This window comes from Chryseobacterium sp. FH1 (assembly GCF_000735135.1).
In the GTDB taxonomy this organism is placed as follows: domain Bacteria; phylum Bacteroidota; class Bacteroidia; order Flavobacteriales; family Weeksellaceae; genus Epilithonimonas.
The window spans coordinates 354,872-381,368 of record NZ_JPLZ01000006.1; the positions used below are offsets into that span (position 1 = coordinate 354,872).

A 26,497-nucleotide genomic window follows, 5' to 3' on the forward strand; every position below is an offset into this window, starting at 1 on the left:
CGATAACATTAGACTAAAAAAATTAAGTCACTACAAATGAAAATCAATTTAAATACATATTGCAAATATTTTTTGGCCTCGGGAATTACGGCTTTTGCAGTGTCTTGTAGCAATACCAAATTCCTGAAGGAAGGCGAATTGCTCTACACTGGAGGTGAAGTGAAGGTGGAAAATGACAGCATTTCCAAAAAGGAAAAGAAGGCTTTGAAAAGTGCTTTGGAAGAAAATCTGACACCAAAACCGAACTCGTCTTTTTTTGGATTGAGACCAAAATTATATGCCTACAACGCAACCAAAGAACCTGAAAAAGAAAAAGGACTAAGATATTGGCTGAAGTACAAATTTGGGGAAGAACCGGTTTTGTTGGGCGATGTTGATAGAGAATTTAACAAAGATATTATCGTCAATTATTCTGAGAACAAAGGTTATTTCAATGCGAAAGCTAAGTATGACACGGTTTCGAAGAACAAAAAGGCGCAAGTCATTTATACGCTGAATCCTGGTAATCAGTATTTGATCAACAAGGTTAATTATCTCCAAGATTCTACTTTGATCAATCAAGAAATTCAGGCTTTGAAAGACAAAAGTTTGCTGAAACCTGGAAATCCTTTTGATTTGGATGTCATCAAAGCTGAAAGACAAAGAATAGACGATGGTTTGAAGGACAAAGGTTTTTATTATTTCAGTCCAGATAATATCATTGTTCAAGCCGACAGCACTGTGAGCAAAAATCACAAAGTCGAGTTGAATGTCAAACTAAAAGACAATACGCCGAAACTTGCAACCGAGCAATTTACAATTGATAAAGTGGTTGTTTTTCCAAATTACAATCTGCGGGATGCAAAGCGTGGAAAGTACAGCATTCCGATGAATCCGGATTCTTTGAAAGGCTATGAATACAATGATATCTATGTAGTGGACCCAGATAAAAAATTCAAACCGAGAATTTTTGACCGGGCTCTATATTTTGACAAAGGCGATGTTTACAACCGAAAAGACCATAATTTATCACTCAATCGATTAATCAGTTTGGGTGTTTTCAAATTCGTTAAAAATGAATTCATCGTTTCAGATTCTTTGAACCACAAGTTTGATGCTTATTATGTTCTGACACCGAGAGAGTTACAATCTTTGCGTTTGGAGGCTTTGGGAAGAACCAACTCTGCAAATTACGCCGGAAGTGAGTTGAATCTCAACTGGACTCAACGAAACTTTTTCCGAGGTGCAGAACAGTTCAAAGCATCTATTTATGGTGCTTTTGATGTTCAAATCGGTGGACCTGCAGATGCGGAAAACATCTTCCGAGCTGGAGCCAACGCGCAGTTGTCGATTCCGAGAATTGTTGCGCCGTTTACATTTAGTTCGTCAAGTGCGTTTGTGCCTCGAACCAACATTCAGATTGGATATGAGTTTCAAAACAGAACCACTTTATATACTTTGAATACCTTCAACGCATCATTTGGTTATCAATGGAAAGAAAATGTAAGGAAAGAACACGAGCTGAAAGTCATTGATATTTCATTGATCGATCCTGCTAATGAAACTCCTAAATTTACTGCGTTAAAAGAAATCAATCCATACTTGCAGAGAGTGACGGATCAGCAATTGATTTTCGGACCAACCTATTCTTTCACTTATTCCACGACGATGCTTCCAAGAAAAAATACATTCTATTACAAAGGAATGTTGGATTTGGCTGGGAATATCACGGGACTTTTGACGGGCGCCAATTACAAAGATGGCGATATCAAAAATATCTTCGGTGTTCCGTTCAGTCAATTTGCCAAGATGGAAAATGATATTCGTTTTTATCACAAATTCTCTGAGAAAACTTCCTTTGCTTCCAGATTTATCGGAGGCGTGGCAATTCCTTATGGAAACTCAGAGCATATTCCTTTTTCCAGACAATTCTTCGTAGGTGGAAGTAATAGTATCAGGGCTTTCCGCGCAAGAACTTTGGGACCAGGAAGCTATGACCCGCGAGGCGAAAATAACACGAGAGCACTATTTGACCAAGCAGGTGACATCAAACTCGAACTGAATGCAGAATATCGTGTGAACCTCTACAAATTTTTGAACGTTGCCGTGTTTGTAGATGCAGGAAATATTTGGTTGATGAATGACGATATCGACGAAAATGGAATCAACACAAGACCAGGCGCAAAGTTTACCAGCGATTTTATGAGTGAAATTGCTGTGGGAGCGGGCGTTGGTTTACGTTTGGACTTCTCAATTCTGGTTTTAAGATTAGATTTGGCGATGCCTCTCAGAGTTCCTTATTATGCAAAAGATGAGCGTTGGGTTTTAGACAAAGTTAAGTTTGGAGACGGCAGTTGGCGAAGAGACAATTTGATTTTGAATATTGCGATCGGTTATCCATTTTAATTTAAATTAGAGCCTGTTTAAAAACGATTTAAAAATAAAATTTTCAAAACGTTTTTCTTTCCCCCAACCCTAAAGGGTGGAAAAACGCCTTAAAAATTTCATCAAAATTACTCCCTTTAGGGTTGGGGAAAGAATTTTGATGATATTTTTAAGGCTCTTAGTTTAAATAATACAAGAGTGAACCATTTGGCTCACTCTTTTTTTTGTTTCAAATTCAGAAAATATCAATTTTATTAATGAAAAATGGTCGGAAATTTCCGACCATTTCTGTTACCCGAAAGTAACTTTTAACAAAAAATAACTTAAACTTTAATTATTTCCATCCGCCTCCCAAAGCACGATAAAGGTCAACAATACTGCTGAGTCTTTGTCTCTTGATGGAAGCCAGATTCAATTCTGCTTGGAGTGAGTTGGCCTGAGCCGTGATCACTTCCAGATAATTTGCCATTCCGCCTTTGTAAAGGAGTTCGGCACTTTTGATCGCGTCCTTCAACGTCGTCACTTGTTCAGAAGCTTTTACTTCCTGAAGTTTCAGATTTTCGTTGGAGACCAATGCGTCAGACACTTCGCCAACCGCATTCAGAACAGATTGACGAAAAGCCAAAACATTTTTCTCTCTTTGGATTTTTGCCACATTTAGATCTGTTTTCAGCTGTCTTTTTTGGAAAATCGGCTGTGTGATACCGCCTAAAACAGAACCGAACAACGATGCTGGAATCTGAAACCAGTTATCGATTTTAAATGAATTCACGCCACCGTTTGCGGTAATCCTCAAAGCAGGATACATACTCGCTTGAGCAATTCCCACAATTGAATTGGATTCCAACAAAACCAATTCCTGCTGACGAACATCCGGACGACGACTTACCATCGCAGCCGGAATTCCCGCTGAGATATTTTGTGGTAAGGATGAATCGGACATTTCAATCGTTCTGCTGATTTTATCTGGATTTTCACCCACCAAAATACTCAATGCATTTTCCTGAATGGCAATATTTTGTTCTAATTGCGTAATCAAAAGTTCCGTAGATTCTGTTCTCGCTTTCGCTTGCTGAACGCCCAAGGAAGTCGTTTCTCCACCTTTCCAGATTTTCTCCGTCACATCCAAAGTATTTTTGCTAAGTTCCAAATTGGATTTCGCAACATTCATTTGTTTGTCCAGCATCAGCAAATTGTAGTAGCCTTGAGCGATCGCCGCGACAACTTGTGTTTGAATGGCTTTCGAAGCTTCATAAGTTTGGAGATATTGAACTCTCGAAACTTCCTGTTGATTTTTGATTTTTCCCCAAATGTCTGCTTCCCAGCCTAAGTTAAACGCTACATTGTAATCCTCAACGTGGCTTTGTCCTAAAAACAAATTCAGACTTTGCCCGTTCATACTGTTTTTTGAAGGTTTGGAAATCTGACCAGAAACACCAAAACTGATGTCCGGATATTGCAGATATTTTGCCTGAAGTAATCGTTCTTGCGAGGAAGCAACTTGTTTCAAAGCGATCTGCAGGTCATAATTATTTTTGATTCCTTTTTCTATCAAGTTTTGCAAAATAGGATCTTTGAAGAATTGTCTCCACTCCAGATTGGCGATGCTCGCCGTGTCAGCCGTTGCCGTGTACTGGAATTTCTCCGGCACGTCTGGACTCACTTTATCCAAAGCTAATTTCGGCATGCAGGAAACCGCACTAGCGACGACTACTGTTGATACCAAAATCTCTTTTATTTTATTTATGATGTTCATTTGTTTTCTTTTAGTTATATATTATTGATGTCTTGTTTTGGGTAGCTTTATCCGCCTGTAGTTTATCCTGAGCGAAGTCGAAGGAATCCCAATTGTCACTCTGAGGTTCTCGAAGAGTCCACTCAAGTCGGGCTGCGTAGGATTCCGCTTTCAAGACTTTCTTAAGTCCCTCTCTCTTGGAGAAGGATCTAGGGTGAGGATTTTAAATATAATTCAAAGCCGCTTTTTCTTTTTTGAGTCTGCGTTTCTTTCTGCTTGGCATTTTCTCGTGCAGGTATTGGAAGATCACGTACATCACCGGAATGATGAAAATTCCGAAAACGACACCAGTCAACATCCCACCAACGGTACTGATTCCAATCGAATGATTTCCTTTTGCCGCCGCACCTTGCGACCAAACCAACGGCAACATCCCGATGATAAAGGCAAATGAGGTCATTAAAATTGGTCTCAATCTTAACCTTGAAGCTTGAAGAGCAGATTCTATCAACGTTTTTCCAGCTTGTCGTCTTTGAACCGCGAATTCAACAATCAAGATTGCATTTTTCGCTAATAATCCAACGAGCATGATCAATCCAACCTGAACATAAATGTTGTTGTCAATTCCAGCCAAACCTGTGAAAGCGTACACTCCGAAAATACCTGTAGGAATCGTCAAAATAATCGCAAACGGCAGAATGTAACTTTCGTACTGCGCTGCCAATAGGAAGTACACGAACAAAATACTTAGAAGGAAAATAAATCCAGTTTGTCCACCCGTTTTGATTTCTTCACGCGTGATTCCTGTCCATTCGTAGCCGTAACCTCTTGGCAATGAAAGTTTCGCAGTTTCCTCAACCGCTTTGATCGCATCTCCAGTGCTGTAACCAGGTTTTGGCGTTCCATTGATTGTCACGGCATTGAAAAGGTTATTTCGAGTCACTGTTTCTGGTCCGAAAGTTCTTTTCAAGCTTACCAAAGTTTTTACTGGAACCATTTCGCTTTGGTTATTTTTCACGTAGATTCCCTCAAGTGAGTTAGCGTCGGTTCTGTAAGGAACATCGGCTTGAGCCATCACTCGATAATATTTCCCAAACCTGTTGAAATCTGAAACGAAACTACTTCCGTAATAGATCTGCATGGTCTGCATCAGATCGGTTACAGAAACGCCTAACTGATTGGCTTTGTCGGCATCCACTTCAATCGTGTATTGAGGATTTCCTGCGGCATAAGTCGTAAAAGCAAACGCAATCTCCGGACGTTTCATCAATTCTCCAATGAAAGCCTGTGTTGTAGTTCCCAATTGTTCAAAAGAACCATTGGTCTTGTCCTGCAGCATAAACTCGAATCCGGAAACGTTACCAAAACCTTGGACAGTAGGGAAGTTGAAGAAGAATGTGCTGGCATCTTTCACCTGCGAAACTTTCCCTGTCAATGTCGCTGCAATCTGATCTGGGTCACTCACAGCACCTCTTTTGTCGAGGTCTTTTAGCTTGATGAAACCAGCAGCGTAAGGCGATGCGTTGGCATTACTGATGAAATTTAAACCATCTGCAACCCAAAGATGTTTTGTCGATTCTTCTTTATTAATGATGTTATCAATCTGAGAAGTCGCTTTGTGTGTTCTTTCCAATGAACTTCCTGGAGGCGTATTGACGGCAAACAAGACAAAACCTTGATCTTCCGTTGGGATAAATCCTGTTGGCGCTTTGTTAATTAAGAAAATTGTGAACGCCGTGATCAAGACAAGTCCTCCAACGCCGACCCATTTGTTTTTAATCAAGAATTTAAGACTGTAGATATATTTTCGAGTCATCTTATTGAAGGCCAGATTGAAGGCGTTGAAAAACCTCGCTCCAAAACCTTTTTTCTGACCGTGCTCTCCGTGTTCACCTTGAGGATCACTTAGTAGAAGTGCGCATAAGGCTGGACTAAGCGTCAATGCATTGACCGCTGAAATCAAAATCGCAATCGCTAATGTAAATGCAAACTGTCTGTAGAAAACACCTGCTGGACCTTGCATGAATCCAACCGGAACGAAAACCGCTGACATGACCAAAGTGATGGATATAATGGCGCCCGAAATTTCACTCATCGATTCTCTCGTCGCTTGCTCAACTGGCAAACCTGTGTGTTCCATCTTGGAATGGACAGCTTCGACAACCACGATTGCATCATCGACGACAATTCCAATCGCCAATACCAAGGCAAACAATGTCAACATATTGATACTGAATCCGAATAAATTCAAGAAGAAAAATGTCCCGATAATCGCTACTGGAACCGCAATCGCCGGAATCAAGGTCGATCTGAAATCCTGAAGGAAAATATAAACGACAATGAAAACCAAGATAAATGCAATCACCAAAGTCTCAACGACCTGATGGATCGAGGCGTCCAAAAAGTCTTTGGAATTGTACATGATGATTGGTTCAACACCTTTAGGAAGCGTCGTTTTCATTTGCTCAACTTGCTTCTCTATCTCCGTGATAATCTCGTTGGAATTGGAACCAGCCGTCTGTAGAATGGCGAAACCAGCAACCGGTTTTCCATCAACTCTGTTGGATGCGGTGTAGCTGTAAGAACCAAATTCAACTCTTGCCACATCTTTCAATCTCAAAAATGAACCGTCATTATTCGATTTGATCACGATGTTTTCGTAATCTGTGTTTTGGTTGAGTTTCCCTTTGTATTTTAAAATATATTCGTAAGTTTCCTTGCTTCCTTGTCCCAATCGTCCAGGCGCTGCTTCTAGGTTGCTATTTTTGATTGTTGCGAGAACTTCTTGAGGAGACAACCCATTATCAGCCAATCTGTCTGGTTTCAGCCAAACTCTCATCGAGTAATCTCTGGCGCCGAAAACCTGAGCCTGCGCTACGCCGGGAATACGCTGAATTTCTGGAATGACATTGATCTTCAGATAATTCTGTAAGAATAATTCATCGTATTGTTTAGCATCATTGCTGGAAAGTCCCATAAACATGATCATACTGTTCTGAACTTTCTGAGTCGAGATCCCTGCCTGAACAACCTCTTGCGGAAGCTGACTCATGGCTTTGGAAACTCTGTTTTGAACGTTCACCGCCGCGTTGTCCGGATCTGAACCTTGTTTGAAAAAGATACTCAATGTCATCGATCCATCGTTGCTGGAATTCGAGGTCATGTAGGTCATATTTTCCACACCATTTACGGCTTCCTCGATAGGATTGGCTACAGAACGGGCAACAACTTCGGCATTTGCACCGGGATAAGATGCAGTGACCTGAACGCTTGGTGGCGCAATGTCTGGGAAAAGCGTGATCGGCAATTGAAACACCGAGAGCAATCCCAATAATAATAAGATAATCGAAATAACCGTTGAGAGTACCGGTCTTTCTATAAATTGTTTTAGCATAAGAAGTTTAGTTTTAGTTGGCTTATAGCATTTAGCTTTTGGCAATTGGCTTTCAAAAGCAATGTTTAGATAATTGTTAAATATTGAATTGAAAGCAAAAAGCGAATAGCCAGTAGCAAAAAGCAGTTTACAATGGTGTCGCTGTCAATAAGCTATCAGAAGAAATCATTTTTGGTTTGATGGATGCACCGTCTTTTAAGCTGCCTAAACCTGTGAAGACAATCTGGTCACCTTTTTTAAGTCCTTCGGAAATAAAATAATAATGTTCCGTCTTTCCGGAAATCGTGATTGGTTTGCTGGTGACTGTTTTGTCTTTTCCAAGAACATAAACGTAAGTTTTATCTTGAATTTCGAAGGTTGATTCTTGCGGAATGACAACTGCATCTGATAATAATTGAGGCATTCTAACCTTTCCTGTGTTACCACTTCTCAAAGTTCCGTTCGGATTTGGGAAAGTTGCACGAACTGTGATTGCACCAGTACTTTTATCGAATTGTCCATCGATCATTTTCATTTTTCCTTTTTCGGAATAGGTCGTGTTATCAGCAATCACCAGATTTACCAAAGGCATGTTTTTCATTTTTTCTTCCAGCGTTGCGCCGGCGTATTTCTTTTGAAAAGCAATAAAGTCGATTTCACTGATGGAGAAATAGGCATAAATCTCGCTGATGTCCGAAACAAAAGTCAGAGGAGTAGGATCTGATTTGGAAATCAAACTTCCTTTTTTGTACGGAATTCTACCAAGATAACCGCTTACGGGCGCTGTAATCGTCGTAAAACCATTGGTGATTCTGGAACCGCTCAAAGATGCTTTTGCCTGAGCTGCAGTTGCCACTGCGACGGCGTAATTGGCTTTGGCTGTTTTCAGTTGGACATCGGAAACCACTTTCTCTGCAACCAAAGTTGTGAGTCGGTCAACTTCTACTTTCATTTTTTGAATGTTGGCGTTGGCTGCTTGTAGATTGGCACTTGCCATATTCACTTGTTCGCCGTAAGATCTGGAATCGATTTTAAACAATGGTTGTCCAGCTCTTACGAATGCGCCTTCCTCAACGAAGATTTTATCAAGATAACCATCGACTTGAGATCTGATCTCGACATTATTTTTTCCTTCCAAAGCGGTCGGGAATTCCTGAAAAGTTGAAGTGTTAGATGTGATCACCGTGTAGACTGGTAATTCCGGAGCTGGCGGTAATGCTCCAACACCTTCAGCCGCTTTTGTGCAGTTTTGTAAAAGTATGATACTCGATGTAAGTATGAGCAATTTTATTTTAGTAATAGTTTTCATTTTGGGTTTGAATTATGGATTAAGTTAGATATGTTCTTAATAGTTTTATAGTTATTTTTCCTAACAGTGTTAATGATTTGTTCAAAAAAATATAACATTCGGATTGGATTAGATTTCTGTTTTCATAATATTTTGGTTTAATGTTATTCTTAATTATTTAAAGCTGTTATTATATCTAACGGTGTTAATATAGACAAGTAAGTTTATTCGAAAGAGAAGGATTTCAAATCTACTTGAAAATCTTTAAGATTAATTTAATGTTAATTTTCCTAACACTGTTAATTGATGATACAAAAAAAAATTACAATGACTTTATAAAAGCCGAAACAGTTTCGTCCAACGTTGTTTTATTCATTGTAGAAGGAATATCTGCATTTCTCATCATCATGATAGATATCAATCCGTGAACGGCTGAAAACAAAGCGTGAGAAGAGTGGCAGGCATTATCAGGATTTGATCCTTTTTTATTGATGATTTCCAAAGTGCATTCGTAAAGCATATCTTGGAAAGAGGAAAATTCTTCCTTCATCATGCCTTTCCCGCTACACTGCATTCCAAGACCAAACATCAATTGGTAATATTCTTTGTTTTTAAAAGCAAACTCCCAATAAGCATCTACAATCGCCGTCAATTGATCTTCTGGCGTTTCGTATTTTTTCTGAGCTTTCAGCAACTCGATGTGTAATTGATGAAAACCGTTTAGAGAGATTTCGTACAAAATCGCCTCCTTATTTTCGAAGTAGTCATAAACTACAGGAGCACTGTATTCAATCGCATCAGCAATCTTACGTATAGAAAGTGCGGCCCAACCTTCCGTTTTGGCCAAATTGAAAGCCTCCTGCAAAATATTTGCACGGATAGATTCCTTTTCTCTTTGACGACGTTCGTGTAAGCCCATTATTTTAAATTTCTAACAGCGTTAGCAAAACTACAACTAAAAGTTCTTAACCGCCAAATAATTTCACAGTTATTTGATCGCAAATAAAATTCATTTTTGGAAAATCCTTTATTAATGGTAAAAATAAGATTTAAAATTATCATAGATTTAATCTAAAAAAGGATGAACCAACAGATTCATCCTTTATAATATTTAAAGTGTAGTCAAAATTAAGCTTCGATAAACTCCAAAAGGTCTTTATTAATCGTAGGAGCTTCCGTAGTTGGCATTCCGTGAGGGAAACCAGGATATGTTTTTAAAGTTCCGTTTTTCAATAATTTAATAGATTTCAAAGCAGCATTTTGGTAAGGAACAATCTGGTCATCTTCACCATGAAGCACCAAAACTGGGATGTCGGTCGCTTTCAAATCTTCTGTCTGGTCAGTTTCAGAAAATGCTTTGATTCCGTCATAATGAGCCACGATTCCGCCCATCATTCCTTGTCTCCACCAGTTTCTTTGTACACCTTCTTTCACGTCTGCACCTTCTCTGTTGTAGCCGTAGAAAGGGAAAGTCAAATCGATATAAAACTGGCTTCTGTTATTCAAAGTCTGGTCTCTGATACCGTCGAAAACGGACATTGGAACACCATCTGGATTATTATCACTTGCCACCATAATAGGAGGAACTGCGCTGATTAAAACTGCTTTTTTCGCTCTTCCATTAGCATATTTTGCCACATAACGGATCACTTCGCCACCACCTGTAGAGTGCCCGATGTGAACTACATCTTTCAGGTCAAGGAATTCTACCAATTCTGCCGCATCAGAAGCATATTGCTCAATCGTGTGATTATAAATGTCCTGGCTGGAGCGACCATGACCTCTTCTGTCGTGCGTCACCACTCGGTAACCTCTTTGAAGGAAGAAAATCACCTGTGCATCACAATCGTCAGATGATAAAGGCCATCCGTGGTGAAACATCAAAGTTGGTCCTTCGCCTTGGTCTTTGTAAAAAATCTCTGTTCCGTCTTTTAATTTTAGTGTGCTCATAATTTAATTTTTTAAATGTTGTGATTAATTTATTTTAATATTTTGTTGTCTTAATTCTTTAACAAATGTAGGATGGTTCAATTCGTTTCCCGTTAATCTAGTTTAATATCGTACATTTTTGATAATTTTTATTTTGGGCAGCTATATCCGCCTTCCGTTCCCTCCCGATTTTACATCGGGATCCACTCAAGTCGGGCTACAGATTCGTCATTAGTTCACGTTTTCCCTTACCAATTCCAAAAGGTCTTCCGCGCCACCATCTAATTTCTTTCCATTCATGAAGAAGGAAGGTGTTCCGTTCACGCCACTCACGATACCGCTTTCAAAATCTGAATCAACTTTTTCTGCCAATTCTGTATTTTCCAAATCCTTTTCAAATTGAGGAATGTTCAGTTTTAATTGTTCTGCCAATTTCATTAATAAGTTCTCATTCAAATCTCTTTGATTTTCATAAATCGCATCGTGCATTTCCCAGAATTTCCCCTGAAGATTGGCTGCTTCTGCTGCGATGGCCGCCGGTCTTGCGTATTGGTGCATTTCAGACAATGGAAAGTTTCTGAAAACAAATTTGATTTGACTTCCAAATTCTTTCATCAACTCTTTCAGAACCGGATAAGCGGCGCCACAGTATGGACATTGATAATCGCCGTACTCTACGATAACGAGGTCAGCTTCTAAGTTGCCTTGTGCGTGGTCAGCTTGGCTGACATTTGGTTTTAGTGACATAATTTATTTTGTGTTAAGGGTTATTTATTTTGTGTTAAGGGTTTCTAAAGCTTCTAAAATTCCGTCCGCGCCAGGATTGATGGCCGTTGGCGATAGATAACTCCATTCTATGATTCCGTCTTTGTTGATGACAAACAAAGCGCGTTTACATTCACCTTCTTCCTCATCATAAACACCATATTTTTTAGCAATTTCTCCTTTAGCTTCGAAGTCTGCGAGTAAAGGGAAGTGTAAATTTCTGGATTGTGCAAATGCGAGATGACACCATTTGCTGTCCACAGAAATTCCAAAAATCTCTGCATCGTATTTCTTAAAAAACTTCAAAGTTTCATTATATAAAGCCATTTGGTCGCTGCAAACCGGACTCCAGTCGGCGGGATAAAAAGCAAGGATGACATTTTTTCCTCTGAATTCTGAAAGTGTAATTTTCTGGTCTGGCGTTGCGTACAAAGTGAAATCTGGGGCAACATCGTTTTTTTGTAACATAATATTAGTTTTTAGCGTTAATTTTTGAAATCAATATTCCGCAAATCATTAGTAATAATGCAGGAATCATCAAAGTACATTTTCCAAAATAATCGATTAGGAAAGGAGCGATAAACGCACCATATAAAAAGCCTATCCACAAAAGCAAAAGATGAATGGCGTTGGATTGATATTCCTTTTTTTCTGCTTTATCCTTCGTCATCGTCAGCATTGCGGTGTTTCTTGCTAAACTGTTCAACGTTCCTGTCACGAAATCCGTATTTACTTTTTGGTTTCCTACTGAAGTCACAATCGTGTTAATCAATCCCATTGAAAATCCTACAATTGCAATGGATAACAAATTATTGATATCATAAAAATAAGCAATAATCGAATAGAAAATGAGAATTCCGGAAACTATATAAAATGTTAATATTTGGTTCTTAATTCTCTTCCATAATGAAAGACAGGTTCCGGCATAAATTCCTAGTAAAAAACAACTTATGACTGTTACTGATGTGATAATGATTCCAGATTTACCCGTTGAAATGGCTGCGCCCAGTGAAGTGGTATTTCCACTCATAAAAGAGACATACGTTTTCCACTGAATCAATCCTGTTGCATCGATGTAGCCTGCAATCAAAGCTAGAAATATCGCTAATCTCTCTTGCATCTTAATAGAATCAGACGAAACGAAAGGCTTTGATTTGATGACAGAATTATCCATTATTTCGAGAGATTTAAATCTAAACTTATTTCTTAGGCTGGATAAAAACTTTCTCAGTCGGGAATTTCTCAATTTCATCTTCCTTCAAGCCAAAGTTCGTTACAACAACATCTTTCGGATTTCCAGCCAGCCATTCGCTCAAATCAATCGATTCATATTTTCCGCTATTGAAGCCAATCAGAATTCTGCAAACGGTATCACCTGTATTTTTGATGTAATGTCCGGCTCCCATTGGAACATAACCAACATCGCCTGCGCTGAACTGCTCCGTAACACAAGTAGATTCTGCCAGAAAAACCGACATCTCTGCCTGTCCAGAAATAAAATATTGCCATTCGTCCGCATTCGGATGCCAGTGCATTTCTCTCAAAGCGCCCGGCTGAAGTTCCAAAATAGAACCCGACATTGTACTGCTGATAGGAAATTCTTTACTCGTTACCAATCTCTGCAAGCCTCCACCAGGAACAATTCTTGGCTGTTGAGAATGCAAAGGATAACGGTGAAAACTTGTCAGTTCGATATCAGATTCATTCGGACGTGCTTCAGCAACGAAAGACATTTCATCAGGAACAACTCCCGCTGCGAAGTAGGCTTCTTTTTGAGGTAAAGCCGCGACTTCTTCTAAAGTTAAACCTAAATTTTGAGCAACAATTTCAGGTGGTACAGACGAAACAAAATCGGTCACGCTGAACGTATGGTCTTCGGAAAAATTACCATTATCAAAAATCAAAATGAAATGACATTCCTCGGTTCCTGTTGCCTGAATCGAGTGACCGTAACCTTTTGGAAAATACCAAACGTCGCCCGGCTCAAAATTGTCTGTATAACTGTGTCCATCAGGATGAATAATCGTGGTACGAACCGTTCCTGATATGACGTAAGCCCATTCTGCCGCGTTGGCGTGCCAGTGCAATTCTCGCATACTTCCCGGTTGCAGTCTCATAGAAACGCCTGCAATGCCGATAGATGCTGGGAAATCTTTTACAGAGGCACCTCTTGTAGTTCCACCGTCGTTGGTTCTTGGTTCTTTTTTCTCTAATTCGTATTTGAAACTTAATGATGCAGTATTCATAATAGTAATTTTTATAATTAATGATTATTTGTCTTTATTTCTACTGTAAAGCTACCCCGGAATCAAAAGATTTCGAAGTGCTTTTCGATGAATGGGCAAAATGAGTCGGTGGGAATTTGAAAGGAGTAGTTGGTGTCTTTGGAATAAAGAAAATAGAGGAGAGATAATAGACTTTCAATTCGAATTTTATCGATTGAGATTCCTAAAGACGTCCATTTTAATTAATAAAAAATCCTTCTCAATTTAACTTGGGAAGGACGATTTTTTAAATGATAAAAGAATTTATTTTCAGGATAAAGATTTTTTTCTTGTAGGTATCGTATAGTAAGCCGAAATCACAATACCAGGAATCAACATTGAAACCAATCCGAAACGAGCAGAAATCAAAGCGCCAAAGACACATCCAATCAAAAAACCTGTCAGAAGTACCAATGATTTCCTTAGTTCTACTAATTTTTCAAGGGTATGTTGTGTAGAGATATAATTGAAAAAATCAAGGATGGCTTTGGTCACATTGCCTGTCATTACCGTCGTCGGGCCAAAAGCAGAATTGGCGTATAAACGGGTTACCGTATTCTGGATTCCCATCGAAAAAACAATCAGCATCAGAATAGAATGATATACAAATCCTGTTGCAATCTGATTTTGTTTTAATAAAAAAGCAATACAACCTGCAACAATCAAAAATATACCGATGGATGCAAATATTCCTTTTTCATTTTTATAAAGGCTATCCATTTTTCTGGTCAAGATGACTGCCATTATGAAAACGGGAAAGCTGGCAAGATTGCTAAAATCACGCAATTGCGGGTGGTTCGATAATTTGTAAGCAAAAACCACAAAATTCCCTGTGATATGGGCAGAGAATAATCCATCTGCAACCGTAAAGGTGCTTGTATCCACAAAACCTGCACTGAAAGCCATAATCAGGGACGAATAGAAGACCGCATCTCTTTTCATTGGTTATCAGTTTTAAATTTCTACTATCTCACAAGAATAATCTTTCCTGTGTGAGAACCGTCTTCAAGCAATCTGTGCGCTTCCGCAGCTTCTGAAAAAGGAAATGTTTTGAAAATGACAGGTTTGAATTTTTTAGATTCAATCAAAGGCCAGACATTTTTCTGAATTTCTTTAGCCAATTGTTTTTTGAATTCATATTCACGGCTTCTCAAAGTACTTCCTGTAAGGGTCAGACGCTTGGTCATTACTTTCCAGATATCCAAATCTACGTGACTGCCACTTACCGCATTGATGTGAACCAATCTGCCTTCAGGTTTTAGAATGTTGATGTTTTTGGCTAAATAATCACCACCAATCATATCCAAAATGACATCGACACCTTCGTCTTGCAATTCAGTTTCAAAATTCTGGGTCTTATAATTAATGTATGAATCTGCGCCAAGTTCAAGACATTTCTGGCCTTTTTCATCGGAACCAACCGTGACAATTACTTTTGAACCCAACGCGTGAGCAATCTGAATTCCCGTGATTCCAATCCCGCTGTTTCCGCCGTGGAGCAAAAGGGTTTCTCCAGGTTGAAGGTTTCCTCTCTGAAAAACATTAGACCAAACCGTAAAGACAGTTTCAGGTAAGCTTGCTGCCTCAGCAAAACTTAGATCTGCAGGAACTGGTAAACACTGACCTTCTCTCACAGCGACATATTCTGCGTAACCGCCACCAGCAAGAAGTGCACACACTTTGTCGCCAACAGTAAAATCTACGACATCAGGTCCGCATTTTACAATGGTTCCGGAAACTTCCAATCCCGGTATTTCGGCGGAAGCTCCTTCTGGTGCAGGATAATTTCCTTCACGCTGAAAAACATCTGGACGGTTGATTCCGGCTGCTTTCACTTCGATTAAGACTTCGTCTCCGGCTATTTCGGGAGTAGGGTATTCCTGTAATTCCAATACTTCAGGACCTCCAGGTTTTGTAATAACGATTGCTTTCATTTTTTTAAATTTTAATATCAGATTCTTTCAAACTCTCTTCCAGGTCAGTTGATGAGTCACCAACCGGGAATTGCTGGTGAATGGTTTCTCACTTTCTAGATGCAGAAAACCATCTTTAAAGATAAAGATTCTATTCTGCGTTTGTCCCGTCCAGTTGGGGAAAAGGGAGATGTACATCGTGTGACTCACCAACTGTTTTTCATCGTCCGTTTTGAATGGTCCCGAATAAGCAAGATAGGTTGAGCCTTCCTGTGTATATTCTTCCGGCGTAGCATTGGTCCAATGTTCCTGATGAAAGTTTTCCCGATGCGTATCCATAATTTGTGCCGACATATAACCGTCAGGATTATACATAATCAGACCTTTCGGATTTTCGCCCATCGGATGGGTAATTTCTCCGCCGTTGACAGGAACTTCGATAAGTTCTATCAAAGTCCAGGTTCCTACAAGTTTTTCAAAAAGTGTTTCCATAACTTTAAAATAAAATGAGCGTACCGAGATACGCCCATTATGTTTTTTTGAATTAGAAAGGTTGGTTGTATTTTCCGGTCAACGCTTTGTTTTCGATGCTTTTTGCAAAGTTGGGCGTTTCTTCGTGGTTGTGGGCATCAGAAGCGGCTTGTCTGGAAGCGGCTGCATCAGCAAGATTCACGTTGTGTTCTTTCAGGTATTCGAACATTTCAGGTGTGGCTGTTGCGTGGATTTCGTTGGTGTACAAGGTCGTGTTATCATCGATTTTTGTAGCTTTCAGTTCCCATAAAACCTGAACTTTGGTACGGCCGCCTTTGGTAATGGAATCTGAGATGGACAACATTCTGCAGTAATCTGGACGGTGTTCAACGGCAACATAATGCTGCACCATCAAAGCATCCCCGATTGTTTCGACGTTTAGAGAAACCAGTTCACCATCATACGTGGTGGAAATCGCTGCTCCGATGTGTTGTGTAGAACATCTCTGATATTCTGCATCGGGAAGATTTAATAACCAATCTGCGATGTTTACTTTTTCGATTGGGGCATTGATGATCGCTGCCACGGTAGAGTGAGACAATGCGTTTTCTGGTGTTTGAATAATTCCCATAATTTTTTGATTTAAATTGTTTGATTAATTTGATAGTGTAAAGCTACTATCCACTGATTTCAAAATCAATTGAGATTCGATGAACAGGCGGAAAGTGTCGTTGAGTTTTAATAAGAAATAGATTGGCGGTAATTAAATGTATTACAATTGATAAGCTTTAATTGTTAATAATATTTGAATCAGTGTTTTAGATAATGTTGAAAATTATTTTAAATTTTTCATTTCTAAATAAGGAAATTTATATAAATTTGTAACCATTGTGTAAGGTTAATAAACTTGGTTATGAGTGAATATTTGTCATTGTCTGAAGCATCAGAATTAATAGGTAAAAGCAAAGAGACGCTTAGACGTTGGGATAGAGAAGGTAAATTGTCTGCGGTCAGAGAACCTATCAGCAATTATAGAGTTTACAAAAAGTCTGACGTCTTAGAATTATTTACAGATTTTGTAAATGATGATATTGATGAATCTAATTTTGTTGAAGCAGAAAATGATTATACAGTTTTGGAATTGTTTGCTGGCGCAGGAGGTTTGGCTGTTGGAATGGAAAAAGCAGGTTTGAAATGTATTGCTTTAAACGAAATCGACAAGTTCGCTTGTGCTACTCTACGCAAAAATCGCCCAAACTGGAAAGTTTTGGAAGGTGATATAAAAGCTTTTGATTTTTCTGAATATCAAGATAAAGTAGATATCGTGACGGGAGGTTTTCCTTGTCAAGCATTTAGCTATGCGGGTAAAAAATTAGGTTTGGCAGACGCTCGAGGGACTTTGTTTTACGAGTTTGCAAGGGTTGTAAAAGAAGTAAATCCTCCGATTTGTATTGGTGAGAATGTCCGTGGTTTACTGAGTCACGATAATGGAAAAACTTTACAGGGAATGATTTCAATTTTGGACGAAATTGGTTATAACGTAGTTCCTGTACAAGTTTTAAAAGCTATAAATTATAATGTTCCGCAAAAACGAGAGAGATTAATTTTAGTAGGTATTAGAAAGGATATCGATTTAGAATATGAATATCCCAAACCTAATAAGAAAATTTACAACTTGAAAGATGCATTGCAGAAGGGGGAATTGTTTGATAGTAATGTTCCCAAATCTGATGGTGCAAAGTATCCAAAAAGCAAAATTGAAGTGTTGGATTTAGTTCCGCCCAAAGGATATTGGCGAGATTTACCTTTAGATATTCAGAAGTCATTTATGGGAGGAAGTTTTCATTTAGGAGGTGGGAAAACTGGCATAGCTCGTAGAATTGGTTGGGATGAGCCTTGTTTAACTTTGACTTGTAGCCCCGCACAAAAACAAACAGAACGTTGCCATCCCGATGAAACTCGACCATTTACAGTCCGTGAATATGCCCGAATTCAGACTTTTCCAGATGATTGGCAATTTGAGGGTTCGATTGCACAACAATACAAACAGATAGGAAATGCAGTTCCTGTAAATTTAGGTAAAGAAGTAGGATATTCAATTGTGAAATTCCTCAATAAATATTACAATTTGTCAAATCCCAAATAATAACTAAAATTATCAAATGTTATTTGGTCTAAGATACTTCTATTAGAGTTTTCTGTTTGCAATTTTATTTCGTCAATTGCAGAGTTTTCAATTATAGAATGATTGTGTTCAATGGAATGCAAATAATCATCTATTGCTGAAGGAAAAGCCTTATACAATTGCAACAGGGCATCCTCTTGACCAGATAGGAGAGCATAAAATTGGTCACCTGAAATTTTGTAAACTCTGCTGTGGCTATACTCTTTTCCATTGATTTCGCCCCTCCAAAGTTCATTGAAACTGTTTTTAGCTAGAATTTGAACCCAATAGCATTTTGCTTTTTTATAATCGTCAGCATATCTGGCCAATTTTTGAAATAACGCTTCAGACGAACTACTGTTCATCGTATTATGCTTGTTTTTAATGTCTGCAAATAGTGTGTTATCATCAGCTTTCACATCAAAACCACTTAAATTTCCCACTTCAAAACCCTCAATTCCACCTAATACCTGCTCGTGAAAAGTTCCAATTGAGTTGTTAATTGATTTATCAATTTGTCGAAGAATCTCAGATTGAATTAAGTCCTCCTCATCGATGTCGTTAAATTTTGCATCAAAAGTAAGCTTGATTGTATCAACTTTGTTTGAGTAAAAATTTTTCTTTGTAATATTGTTCTTAGCTCTTAAATATGCTTTATGTAAGTTTTCAATACAAAATAATAAATGTTCATCGGTGATAAAATTAACATATTTATTTGCCATTTCTGATTGTAATTAAAAGTTTGATTGCCAATTTACAATTTTTTATTATTCTATTTTACATTCTGTATTCAGATTGTCATAACAATTTATTTATAAAGCCACTTTCTAATCAACTTAGTATAATTCGGCATCACCACGTAAATCACCAGGAAAACCAGACAGCCAGTGCTGACCAACGTATCAAAATACCGATTGGCAGGGATATTCATTAATCTTAATGATGGCAATAACAACAATTGCATCAGCAATGATAAAGGATAGATGGCAGACCAGGTTGCCAGATATTGTTTCCAGCGAACCGGAACTTTGTTTTCTTTTTCTCCATAAAAAAGAAAATCGAGACCGGATTTGATTTCGTAATTGTCTTCTTTTGTGAATAACGGATGCGCCTTGTCAATCAATTTTCTTCTGGTATCAGATTCCATCCAGTTTCGGAGATTTTCAATCGTGTCAAAACGAATGATGACGGTGTAAACAAAAGTCAGATTTGGAATCGGGCGAACGATTTGCCAATCGATAAAACCTTTTGCACTTTTGGAAACGGGCAGAATTTCATCAAGCCATTTTTCATATTCGATTTGTTTTCCGTCGAGAACGTGATGGGTGATGACCACCGATGCGCCTTGAGTTTCCATCATGAAATTGGTTTTTAATTAATTTAATTCTCGATCGACTGCATAAATAACTTGGTTTCGAAGAAAGATTTCAACAAAATATCTTTTACTTCTTCCAAAGCTTTTCCTGATGCCGGATTTTCTTCGGTTGTTAGTTCTAAACTATCTAATTTTTCCTCTAATAAAGGAAGCAAACCCATTATAGCCACACTCGATTTCAAATCGTGGGCTCTCAATTTCAGTAAGTTAAAATCTTTGTTTTCATAAGCCATTTTCATTTCCTGCAAATGAGTGGGAACCTTATCTAAAAACTGTTGCGTCACGGTTCTTTCAAAATCTTTGTCGCCATTGCTGATGGACTTCAGATAATCAAGTTCGATATATTCGTAGACAGAAATGACTTCCTCGCTTTTGATTTCGGTTTTTTCGTTTTCCTGCAATCCGAAATTGGAAATTAATTTAAATAATTCTTCTTCCTTGATAGGTTTGGAAATATACTCATTCATTCCTCTGCTCAAACATTTTTCACGTTCGCCGGCCAAAGCGTGCGCAGTCATTGCGATGATGGGAATATCCAATTCAAGAACTTCGCGGATTTGTTGGGTTGCAACATAACCGTCCATTTGTGGCATCTGAATATCCATCAAAACCAAATCATAAGTCTGATTAATCAATTGTTCGACAGCTTCCAAACCGTTGGATACAATATCAAAATCGATATTCCATTGCGAGAGTAGATGTTTCATCAGACTTTGGTTAATCTCATTGTCGTCCACAACCAAAACCTTCAATGGTGCGTTGGATTTGTCTTTGAAATAGTTCGGATTGGCAGTCGAAATCTTGTTCAATTGCTCTTCAGAAATACCGTATGGAATGTTAAAAATAAAAGTAGTTCCTTTTCCCTGCTCACTGCTGACTTCGATATCGCCATCTTGTAATAATACCAAGCTTTTAACAATCGACAAACCTAAACCTGTTCCTCCGAAATTTCGGGTGGTTGAATCTTCGCCTTGATTAAAACGTTCAAAAACTTCGCCCAGCTTTTTTTTATCGATTCCAATTCCCGTATCAGAAATTTTAAATCCCAGTGTAATGTTTTTGTCAGTTTGAGATTTCTTGAAAACTTCAATATCGATTTTTCCCTGATGGGTAAATTTAATCGCATTTCCGATGAGGTTGACCAAAATTTGGGTCAATCTTGTTGCATCACCAATCAAAGTATCCGGAATTGAGGAATCTACTTTGCTGGAGATTGTTAAACGTTTTTCTTTTCCACGCTCAGCGAATAAAGTTTCCACAGAATTGATTAGACCATTGATACTAAAGGTTCCAATAGTAATGCGCATCATTCCGGCCTCAATTTTTGATAAATCTAAAATGTCATTGATAATCGCCATCAGATTTTCTCCAGACCTTTGAATTGAGGAAACAAATTCTTTCGAAGTCTCATCCAAAGGTCTTTTCTGCAAAAGATTAGTAAAGCCCAAAATTCCGCTCAATGGCGTTCTGATTTCGTGGCTCATATTGGCGAGGAAATTTTCTTTGGTCTGTGCGGCAACCGATGCTTTTTTCTCTGCAATATCCAATTCCTGAATCAGCAATCTTTGACGTTTGAACTGGCGAAGAATATGATAGCCGACAACTGAACCGCTCAAAATCAATAAAAACAATAATGCAATATCATACAATCTCGCTTTTTGTCCCATTTCCTCGCTTTCTCTGCTGAGGTCAACCATATGAAGTTTTCTGCTTTCGTAGATTTTTGCAGTGATAGAAGTGATTTCGTTCGAAATTTTTCTTGCTCTTGGATTGGCAATGGAAGTATTGTCGTCCATATTTCCAAGAGTATGATAACGGAGCAGTAATTTGTCTTTCGTCGTTTTCTTTTCCATTGCAAGAACGCTCAATCTGTGAATCAGCTTTTCTTCAACATCGTCAGAGTTATCTTTTGACAACGAATCGAGGAAGTTTTCTATCTGACTGATTTTTTGGTCGATTCCTTCGAGATGAGTGGTGTCGTTGGTTGCAATGGAAGCTCTGATTCTGCTTTCAACACCCAGAATGTCACGGTCGATTTCACGCAAATGATTGCTGGAGCGTAATTCGTTGAGAAGTCTGTTGTTATTTTGAATGAGTTCTTTGGTATTTTCGGCCGAATTGATTTGAACCGCTATCAATAGGAGAGAACCCGCAATAAATGTGAGGATGATGAAATAACTGAACCGTCTGTTTCCCATTACTGAGGATATTTTTTTCATAATTTATGATAATAATGGATGACCAAGCTTAAACGGATAAATGGAAAATTTTAGAAAACATTCATTCTCGTATTGAGCGCTTTTCTGTAAGCATCTGCGACGGGAATGAATTTTCCGTTTATCATAATTCCGCCGTCCTGGAGCGTGTCTATCTTGCCAACCGAAACGATGTAAGAGCGATGAACTCTGATGAAATGGTCTTTTGGGAGACGTTCTTCCGCCGTTTTCATCTTGCCGTGGATGGCAAACATTTTTTCCCTTGTGTAAAACTTCACATAATCGCCCATTGCTTCGGCATAAAAAATATCGTCGAGCTTCAAACGCCTTGTGATATTGGAATCTCTAACGAAAAGGAACTCGTCTTTGGTGACTTCCACTTCTTCTTTTCTGCTTTCCAAAATCGATTGTGCTTTGCTGACTGCCTGTAAAAATCTCGCTGGCATCACGGGTTTCAGGATGTAATCTGCGATATTCAGTTCGAAAGCTTCGAGTGCATAATCTTTGTTGGATGAGGTGAAAATGATGATAATGTCCTTCCCAGAAAGGTTTTTCGTGAGCTCGATTCCTGTCATTTCCGGCATTTCGATATCGAGGAAAATCAAATCTACGGGGTTGGACTGCAGATGGTTATAAGCTTCAATCGCATTGGAATATTCATTGACAATCGTCAGATTCGGGACTTGTTTTGCCAAATGCGCCAAAGTGGTTCTTGCGATATCGTTGTCATCAACAATTAAAGCTTTCATAGGGATAGTTTATTATGGTTGACACAAATATAATTATTCCTTTTCTTATTTTATTTAATTTCTGAAGTAAGAACGAATCATCCAGGCCATTTCTTCGTGCGTTTCTATCAGGCTTGTGATGAAGTCGCTGGAACCGTAATCTTTGTATTTGTCTGCAAAAGGCGTCACGTTTCCTCTTAGAAAATCGATGATGCTCTCGTGGTCTTTTAGTAAATCTTTCATAAAGCCTAATCCGTCGTTGGTACGCTCGCTGTATTCTGTGAGATGTGTCAATTCCAGGTAGATTTTCATCGTTGCAGGTGCGTAATGACCGATTTTTCTAAGACGTTCTGCAACGCTGTCAATCAACTCGTCCAACTGTTTGTACTGCTCTTCGAAGAAAGTATGGTTGGCGTGGAAGTTATCGCCAGTCACATTCCAGTGGGCATTTCTTGTTTTGATGTAAAGTACAGTTTCGTCAGCTAAAAGTTTTGCCAATTGTTCTGCTACAGCTTCTGTGTTGTGCTCTGTAAGTCCGATGTTTGTTTTCATAATTTTAAGATTTAAGATGGAGCGGTATTGCTCTTTTTTCTGACGTAAAGTTCAGAATGAATCTTAAAAAAATGATGAATTTTTCGGTGAATGGGCAAAATGAGTCGTTGGAATTATTTTATTACTGTATTAGCTTAGTTAGATGGAGGCAAAGGTGCTACAATGGTAGTCTGCGGTAATTCTTTAGGCTCACTTTTCTCTTCGTATTCGATAAAACCACTGTATTTATAAGACTTTTCCGAGCCTTGACCGCAAGTTGTAAAGAATAAACTCTTATTGGAAATACTGTTTTTATTAAAAGCTTTGTCAACATTGGTTTGACCTTCAATTTTCAAATATTTTCTCAGATAACGGTTATCATTGTATTGATCGTTTCGGAAATGGGCTTCGTTGTCTTTCGCGTTTTTGCTGATAAACTGATTGGTTTTCTTGTCAAACGTATAAGCTGAATTTTCGGGTGTTGGAAAATTTTGATAATGCTTGTTGAAGAAAACTCCGGTTTTAATATTGTCTTCAGCTTGGAAATATTCGTTTTTCATTGCGAGGATTTCTTTCCAGTTGTTGTCGTTTTTGTCCTCGTCATTTTTCTTGAAACCTCTGTCGAACATTGAGATATTTAGGATTTTTGATTTGCCTTCAGATTTCACCATTCCCGTGAAGTTTTCTTCATATCTGCTTGGTTTGTTGTGGACGATCACGAGATCGTTGTAGTCTTTTGGAATGTCAAATTTGCTTTGATGCAAAGTACCATCTACCAAACCTAAAAGAATGATTTGCGAAGGCTTAGTTTTGGTTTCGTAAACGTATGGCGAAGCGAAACAATTAGCGTCCTCATTGAAGACTGGTTGTGTCTTTTCATTGTCGAACTGTACAAAACTTTCATCCCGCTCAAAGCCTGAAAAATACAGTCGTGCCGAATTTCCAATCGTCGGATTCTGACTTCCGAAAATCATAAACAATTCCTGTCGGTCTGGATAGAAGTTAATGTAATCTTTCTCAAAAGTATAGGTTCCAAAAATCGCTGTTGCGTAGCCGTACAACATATATTTTCCATCTTCAAAAAGACAGATTCCGTCGTTTCCGCCATATCTTCCAGCAACCTCTTTGTAGCGTTTGTCGAAACTCGGTTTTTGTGCAAAAAGAAAGGCACTGGCGAACAATAGTAGCATCAAATATTTTTTCATAATTATTGTTTTTAAATTAATCCGGAGAATGGTTTACATTCACTCTTACATCATCTTTTTCTTTCTTAAAATGAATGATCGTCACGCCACCAGGAAACAAAATCTCAACTTCCAAAATATGCTTTTGCGGATAGGTGTAAGTAACGGAAATCGGATAATCATTGAAACTGGCTGTGTGTTTACCGGAAGGCATTTTCTTTTCCAGAAATTTCCCATCGTCATTGGCAATGTTCATTTCACGGAATTTGTTGTAAGCTTTTTCAAGAGTATGGTTTTTATAAAGACATTCCGTCACGAACCCATTTTCCATATTGCCACCTTTGTCTTTGTAATCAACGGATTCTGGTGGGAAACATTTGATAATTTTATCTGGTGTTTCTGGTATTTTGACAGGAATGATGACTTGAGGTTTTGGTGCTTTTATAGAGTCACCATTTGATTTCTCCTCCTCGCGAATTTTTATGGATTCTTTAGTTGGAATAGTTTGGTTTTGTTGAGCGACAATGGTTTTCGCTTGCTTTTCTTCGCAGGAAAACATCAGAATAATCAAACCTAAAAACAATATTTTTTTCATCGATTCAAATTTTATTGTTTAATAAAATCACTGTTCAACGCACCGCTTGATTCATAGCGCTTGTCATTTGGATTAATGATTCTCTTCAAAGTCTTGTCGGTTTTAAGAAACTTAAGCATTGTAAAATCTGAGAAACTCCAGTAGGCTCTCGTGAAAAAGTGGAAAGATGAGTAAGGGATTTTATTAAAATCAAAAAGAAAACTTTCGCCTCTCGAACCTGTGATTAGCAACTGATTGTTCGCTGGTTTTTCGATCCTCAGATAATGCAAAAGAATGATATCATCGTTTTTGGTTTTAATCCAGCCATCCTCTTCCAGCTTTTTCCGCTCGGTTATTTTTAAAGGTTTTAATTGATTGTCAATAATGTTAAAAGCTTTGTATTCATCAATCTCCGCAATATTATCAAAGTAGATTTTGACCTGATTTTGATTCACTTTTTCATTGGTCGGGAAGATGTAGGAAAATTTGTTCTTTGCGATTTCTTCGGCCGTCAAATCAATCTCTGTGAAGGATTCGTTCGAAGGCATATCAGAATACAAAATCAAAGTGTCCTGATCCATTTTGAATTTGCCTTTGGATTTTGCCTCGTAACCAACGTCATCGCCGGGTTTCATAATGTATCTTTCCTGATAAGCGTAAGTTGAATCTTTGTAATCAAGCTTCAACTGCGTGATGGTTCTTTTGTCTTTGCTTTTGTAAGTTTCTGATTTTGAAATAATTGAACCGATTTTGTTAATGCCTTTTTCAGAGTCAGATTCCGAAAGCAAAGCCGTATAAGACAATGCGCCAATTAAAATCAGCACAAGAATAATAAATATAAACAGCGTGATCTTTTTTCTCATAAGCGTCTCTTTATTTGTATTCCTTTCCGTTGAATTTCAAATTTTTGATGCCATTCTTAGTCGTAACTTTTTCCTCGCAATTATCATTGACCAGAAAACTTTTTGTGTGTTCTATTTTACTTTTGATGATTAGATTTTTAAAACCATTCGTTTTGTTCTTATCCAAATCAATATTTCCAGTGCTTTCTTCGAATTCTCCTGCACATCTCGTGTCCCATTCGCCACTCGATCTGTTGATTTGGTAGTTTTTCAAAATTCTTTTCATTGCATTGTTCTGAACGATGAACAAAGATAAATCCGAGTAATTATAAGGATTCGGTTTACTGCTTCCACTGTAACTTACGCGGATTCCAAAGGCGCGGTCTTTTTCATTAAGCTGATAAAGTCCCGTATCGATCGTGATGTCCGAAAGAACCATCGCATCCGAGGTCCACGCTTCTTTTTCAACATAATGGCTGAGGATTTTCCCTGTCGCGTTGTCTGCCAATACGATGTAAGCGTCTAAGACGAAGAAGTCGTGTCCATATTCATCGCTTTCATTCACATTATATTTCGGGATGACCAGAACGCTGTTGGCAGTTTTGTTGGGCAGAACTTTCGAGCGATAAAGCGGTTCGTGAATGTCCTTTTTATTAAGCTTCAGTTGCGCCAAAACTTTGGTCAGCAAAACCTCATTTTGTTCCTGAGAATAAGCATTCGCAAAGAACAAGAGCAACAAGAGAACAGCAATTTTTTTTTTCATAATTTCAATTTTTTTAAA

General features: G+C 38.4%; 24 protein-coding genes. 2 read left to right on the forward strand and 22 right to left on the reverse strand.

Annotated features, from left to right (window positions below; all coding sequences use genetic code 11):
- Positions 1-36 precede the first annotated feature (36 nt).
- Positions 37-2,385, forward strand: a complete 2,349-nt coding sequence (locus tag IO90_RS08610) for a BamA/TamA family outer membrane protein (RefSeq protein WP_034965758.1) — start codon at positions 37-39, stop codon at positions 2,383-2,385.
- Between the two features lie 313 nt (positions 2,386-2,698).
- On the opposite strand, the gene IO90_RS08615 is transcribed toward IO90_RS08610, so the two are convergent.
- The 13 genes from IO90_RS08615 to IO90_RS08675 all read right to left on the reverse strand — a co-directional run bounded on the left by IO90_RS08615 (position 2,699) and on the right by IO90_RS08675 (position 16,733).
- Positions 2,699-4,120 carry an efflux transporter outer membrane subunit gene (locus IO90_RS08615; RefSeq protein WP_117596591.1) on the reverse strand — a complete coding sequence of 474 codons (1,422 nt, stop codon included), beginning with the start codon at positions 4,118-4,120 and terminating at the stop codon, positions 2,699-2,701.
- A 202-nt stretch (positions 4,121-4,322) separates the two neighbouring features.
- Positions 4,323-7,493 carry an efflux RND transporter permease subunit gene (locus tag IO90_RS08620; RefSeq protein WP_034968774.1) on the reverse strand — a complete coding sequence of 1,057 codons (3,171 nt, stop codon included), beginning with the start codon at positions 7,491-7,493 and terminating at the stop codon, positions 4,323-4,325.
- A gap of 127 nt (positions 7,494-7,620) precedes the next feature.
- On the reverse strand, positions 7,621-8,781 hold the full coding sequence (locus IO90_RS08625; RefSeq protein ID WP_034965759.1) for an efflux RND transporter periplasmic adaptor subunit: 1,161 nt from the start codon (positions 8,779-8,781) through the stop codon (positions 7,621-7,623).
- Between the two features lie 301 nt (positions 8,782-9,082).
- Positions 9,083-9,679 (reverse strand): TetR/AcrR family transcriptional regulator, encoded by a 597-nt coding sequence (locus IO90_RS08630; RefSeq protein WP_034965760.1) that lies wholly within the window; start codon positions 9,677-9,679, stop codon positions 9,083-9,085.
- Between the two features lie 209 nt (positions 9,680-9,888).
- Positions 9,889-10,710, reverse strand: coding sequence for an alpha/beta fold hydrolase (locus IO90_RS08635; RefSeq protein ID WP_034965761.1), 822 nt, complete (start codon positions 10,708-10,710; stop codon positions 9,889-9,891).
- Positions 10,711-10,920: 210 nt separating this feature from the next.
- Positions 10,921-11,436, reverse strand: coding sequence for a DsbA family protein (locus IO90_RS08640; protein ID WP_034965762.1), 516 nt, complete (start codon positions 11,434-11,436; stop codon positions 10,921-10,923).
- A 24-nt stretch (positions 11,437-11,460) separates the two neighbouring features.
- Positions 11,461-11,922: a redoxin domain-containing protein gene (locus tag IO90_RS08645; protein WP_034965763.1), complete on the reverse strand. Its 462-nt coding sequence runs from the start codon at positions 11,920-11,922 to the stop codon at positions 11,461-11,463.
- Between the two features lie 4 nt (positions 11,923-11,926).
- Positions 11,927-12,628, reverse strand: a complete 702-nt coding sequence (locus IO90_RS08650; protein WP_034965764.1) for a YoaK family protein — start codon at positions 12,626-12,628, stop codon at positions 11,927-11,929.
- 25 nt (positions 12,629-12,653) lie between these two features.
- On the reverse strand, positions 12,654-13,700 hold the full coding sequence (locus tag IO90_RS08655; RefSeq protein ID WP_034965765.1) for a cupin domain-containing protein: 1,047 nt from the start codon (positions 13,698-13,700) through the stop codon (positions 12,654-12,656).
- A gap of 288 nt (positions 13,701-13,988) precedes the next feature.
- Positions 13,989-14,660 (reverse strand): YoaK family protein, encoded by a 672-nt coding sequence (locus IO90_RS08660; RefSeq protein WP_034965766.1) that lies wholly within the window; start codon positions 14,658-14,660, stop codon positions 13,989-13,991.
- Positions 14,661-14,683: 23 nt separating this feature from the next.
- Positions 14,684-15,652 carry an NAD(P)H-quinone oxidoreductase gene (locus IO90_RS08665; protein ID WP_034965767.1) on the reverse strand — a complete coding sequence of 323 codons (969 nt, stop codon included), beginning with the start codon at positions 15,650-15,652 and terminating at the stop codon, positions 14,684-14,686.
- A gap of 27 nt (positions 15,653-15,679) precedes the next feature.
- Positions 15,680-16,123: a lipocalin-like domain-containing protein gene (locus IO90_RS08670; RefSeq protein ID WP_034965768.1), complete on the reverse strand. Its 444-nt coding sequence runs from the start codon at positions 16,121-16,123 to the stop codon at positions 15,680-15,682.
- A 52-nt stretch (positions 16,124-16,175) separates the two neighbouring features.
- Positions 16,176-16,733, reverse strand: a complete 558-nt coding sequence (locus IO90_RS08675) for a hypothetical protein (protein WP_034965769.1) — start codon at positions 16,731-16,733, stop codon at positions 16,176-16,178.
- Between the two features lie 282 nt (positions 16,734-17,015).
- Between IO90_RS08675 and dcm the strand changes: the two genes are divergently transcribed.
- Positions 17,016-18,248: a DNA (cytosine-5-)-methyltransferase gene (gene dcm, locus IO90_RS08680; RefSeq protein WP_034965770.1), complete on the forward strand. Its 1,233-nt coding sequence runs from the start codon at positions 17,016-17,018 to the stop codon at positions 18,246-18,248.
- Here the strand turns inward: dcm and IO90_RS08685 are convergent.
- The 9 genes from IO90_RS08685 to IO90_RS08725 form a co-directional block, all read right to left on the reverse strand.
- Positions 18,224-18,988: an Eco47II family restriction endonuclease gene (locus IO90_RS08685; protein ID WP_034965771.1), complete on the reverse strand. Its 765-nt coding sequence runs from the start codon at positions 18,986-18,988 to the stop codon at positions 18,224-18,226. The two genes, dcm and IO90_RS08685, sit on opposite strands and share 25 nt — an antisense overlap.
- Positions 18,989-19,074: 86 nt before the next feature.
- A complete protein-coding gene (locus tag IO90_RS08690; protein WP_034965772.1) occupies positions 19,075-19,626 on the reverse strand; it encodes an antibiotic biosynthesis monooxygenase in 552 nt (183 codons plus the stop codon).
- Between the two features lie 20 nt (positions 19,627-19,646).
- Positions 19,647-21,860, reverse strand: a complete 2,214-nt coding sequence (locus tag IO90_RS08695; RefSeq protein WP_034965773.1) for a hybrid sensor histidine kinase/response regulator — start codon at positions 21,858-21,860, stop codon at positions 19,647-19,649.
- Between the two features lie 50 nt (positions 21,861-21,910).
- Complete coding sequence (locus tag IO90_RS08700; RefSeq protein ID WP_034965774.1) at positions 21,911-22,606, reverse strand: LytR/AlgR family response regulator transcription factor; 696 nt, start codon at positions 22,604-22,606, stop codon at positions 21,911-21,913.
- 54 nt (positions 22,607-22,660) lie between these two features.
- Positions 22,661-23,137 carry a Dps family protein gene (locus IO90_RS08705; RefSeq protein ID WP_034965775.1) on the reverse strand — a complete coding sequence of 159 codons (477 nt, stop codon included), beginning with the start codon at positions 23,135-23,137 and terminating at the stop codon, positions 22,661-22,663.
- A 134-nt stretch (positions 23,138-23,271) separates the two neighbouring features.
- Positions 23,272-24,321: a hypothetical protein gene (locus tag IO90_RS08710; RefSeq protein WP_034965776.1), complete on the reverse strand. Its 1,050-nt coding sequence runs from the start codon at positions 24,319-24,321 to the stop codon at positions 23,272-23,274.
- A gap of 16 nt (positions 24,322-24,337) precedes the next feature.
- Complete coding sequence (locus IO90_RS08715) at positions 24,338-24,895, reverse strand: hypothetical protein (protein WP_034965777.1); 558 nt, start codon at positions 24,893-24,895, stop codon at positions 24,338-24,340.
- Between the two features lie 11 nt (positions 24,896-24,906).
- A complete protein-coding gene (locus IO90_RS08720) occupies positions 24,907-25,737 on the reverse strand; it encodes a hypothetical protein (protein ID WP_034965778.1) in 831 nt (276 codons plus the stop codon).
- 10 nt (positions 25,738-25,747) lie between these two features.
- Positions 25,748-26,479 carry a hypothetical protein gene (locus tag IO90_RS08725; protein WP_034968776.1) on the reverse strand — a complete coding sequence of 244 codons (732 nt, stop codon included), beginning with the start codon at positions 26,477-26,479 and terminating at the stop codon, positions 25,748-25,750.
- Positions 26,480-26,497 lie beyond the last annotated feature (18 nt).

Excerpts from the sequence above, each read along its gene's own strand:
- IO90_RS08630 (WP_034965760.1), bottom strand. The coding sequence starts at position 9,679 with ATGGGCTTACACGAACGTCGTCAAAGAGAAAAGGAATCTATCCGTGCA.
- IO90_RS08670 (WP_034965768.1), bottom strand. The coding sequence starts at position 16,123 with ATGGAAACACTTTTTGAAAAACTTGTAGGAACCTGGACTTTGATAGAA.
- IO90_RS08645 (WP_034965763.1), bottom strand. The coding sequence starts at position 11,922 with ATGTTACAAAAAAACGATGTTGCCCCAGATTTCACTTTGTACGCAACG.
- IO90_RS08685 (WP_034965771.1), bottom strand. The coding sequence starts at position 18,988 with ATGGCAAATAAATATGTTAATTTTATCACCGATGAACATTTATTATTT.
- IO90_RS08660 (WP_034965766.1), bottom strand. The coding sequence starts at position 14,660 with ATGAAAAGAGATGCGGTCTTCTATTCGTCCCTGATTATGGCTTTCAGT.
- IO90_RS08725 (WP_034968776.1), bottom strand. The coding sequence starts at position 26,479 with ATGAAAAAAAAAATTGCTGTTCTCTTGTTGCTCTTGTTCTTTGCGAAT.
- IO90_RS08620 (WP_034968774.1), bottom strand. The coding sequence starts at position 7,493 with ATGCTAAAACAATTTATAGAAAGACCGGTACTCTCAACGGTTATTTCG.
- IO90_RS08625 (WP_034965759.1), bottom strand. The coding sequence starts at position 8,781 with ATGAAAACTATTACTAAAATAAAATTGCTCATACTTACATCGAGTATC.
- IO90_RS08690 (WP_034965772.1), bottom strand. The coding sequence starts at position 19,626 with ATGATGGAAACTCAAGGCGCATCGGTGGTCATCACCCATCACGTTCTC.
- IO90_RS08715 (WP_034965777.1), bottom strand. The coding sequence starts at position 24,895 with ATGAAAAAAATATTGTTTTTAGGTTTGATTATTCTGATGTTTTCCTGC.
- IO90_RS08655 (WP_034965765.1), bottom strand. The coding sequence starts at position 13,700 with ATGAATACTGCATCATTAAGTTTCAAATACGAATTAGAGAAAAAAGAA.
- IO90_RS08720 (WP_034965778.1), bottom strand. The coding sequence starts at position 25,737 with ATGAGAAAAAAGATCACGCTGTTTATATTTATTATTCTTGTGCTGATT.
- IO90_RS08650 (WP_034965764.1), bottom strand. The coding sequence starts at position 12,628 with ATGGATAATTCTGTCATCAAATCAAAGCCTTTCGTTTCGTCTGATTCT.
- IO90_RS08635 (WP_034965761.1), bottom strand. The coding sequence starts at position 10,710 with ATGAGCACACTAAAATTAAAAGACGGAACAGAGATTTTTTACAAAGAC.
- IO90_RS08705 (WP_034965775.1), bottom strand. The coding sequence starts at position 23,137 with ATGAAAACAAACATCGGACTTACAGAGCACAACACAGAAGCTGTAGCA.
- IO90_RS08610 (WP_034965758.1), top strand. The coding sequence starts at position 37 with ATGAAAATCAATTTAAATACATATTGCAAATATTTTTTGGCCTCGGGA.
- IO90_RS08615 (WP_117596591.1), bottom strand. The coding sequence starts at position 4,120 with ATGAACATCATAAATAAAATAAAAGAGATTTTGGTATCAACAGTAGTC.
- dcm (WP_034965770.1), top strand. The coding sequence starts at position 17,016 with ATGAGTGAATATTTGTCATTGTCTGAAGCATCAGAATTAATAGGTAAA.
- IO90_RS08700 (WP_034965774.1), bottom strand. The coding sequence starts at position 22,606 with ATGAAAGCTTTAATTGTTGATGACAACGATATCGCAAGAACCACTTTG.
- IO90_RS08675 (WP_034965769.1), bottom strand. The coding sequence starts at position 16,733 with ATGGGAATTATTCAAACACCAGAAAACGCATTGTCTCACTCTACCGTG.
- IO90_RS08695 (WP_034965773.1), bottom strand. The coding sequence starts at position 21,860 with ATGAAAAAAATATCCTCAGTAATGGGAAACAGACGGTTCAGTTATTTC.
- IO90_RS08665 (WP_034965767.1), bottom strand. The coding sequence starts at position 15,652 with ATGAAAGCAATCGTTATTACAAAACCTGGAGGTCCTGAAGTATTGGAA.
- IO90_RS08710 (WP_034965776.1), bottom strand. The coding sequence starts at position 24,321 with ATGAAAAAATATTTGATGCTACTATTGTTCGCCAGTGCCTTTCTTTTT.
- IO90_RS08640 (WP_034965762.1), bottom strand. The coding sequence starts at position 11,436 with ATGTCACTAAAACCAAATGTCAGCCAAGCTGACCACGCACAAGGCAAC.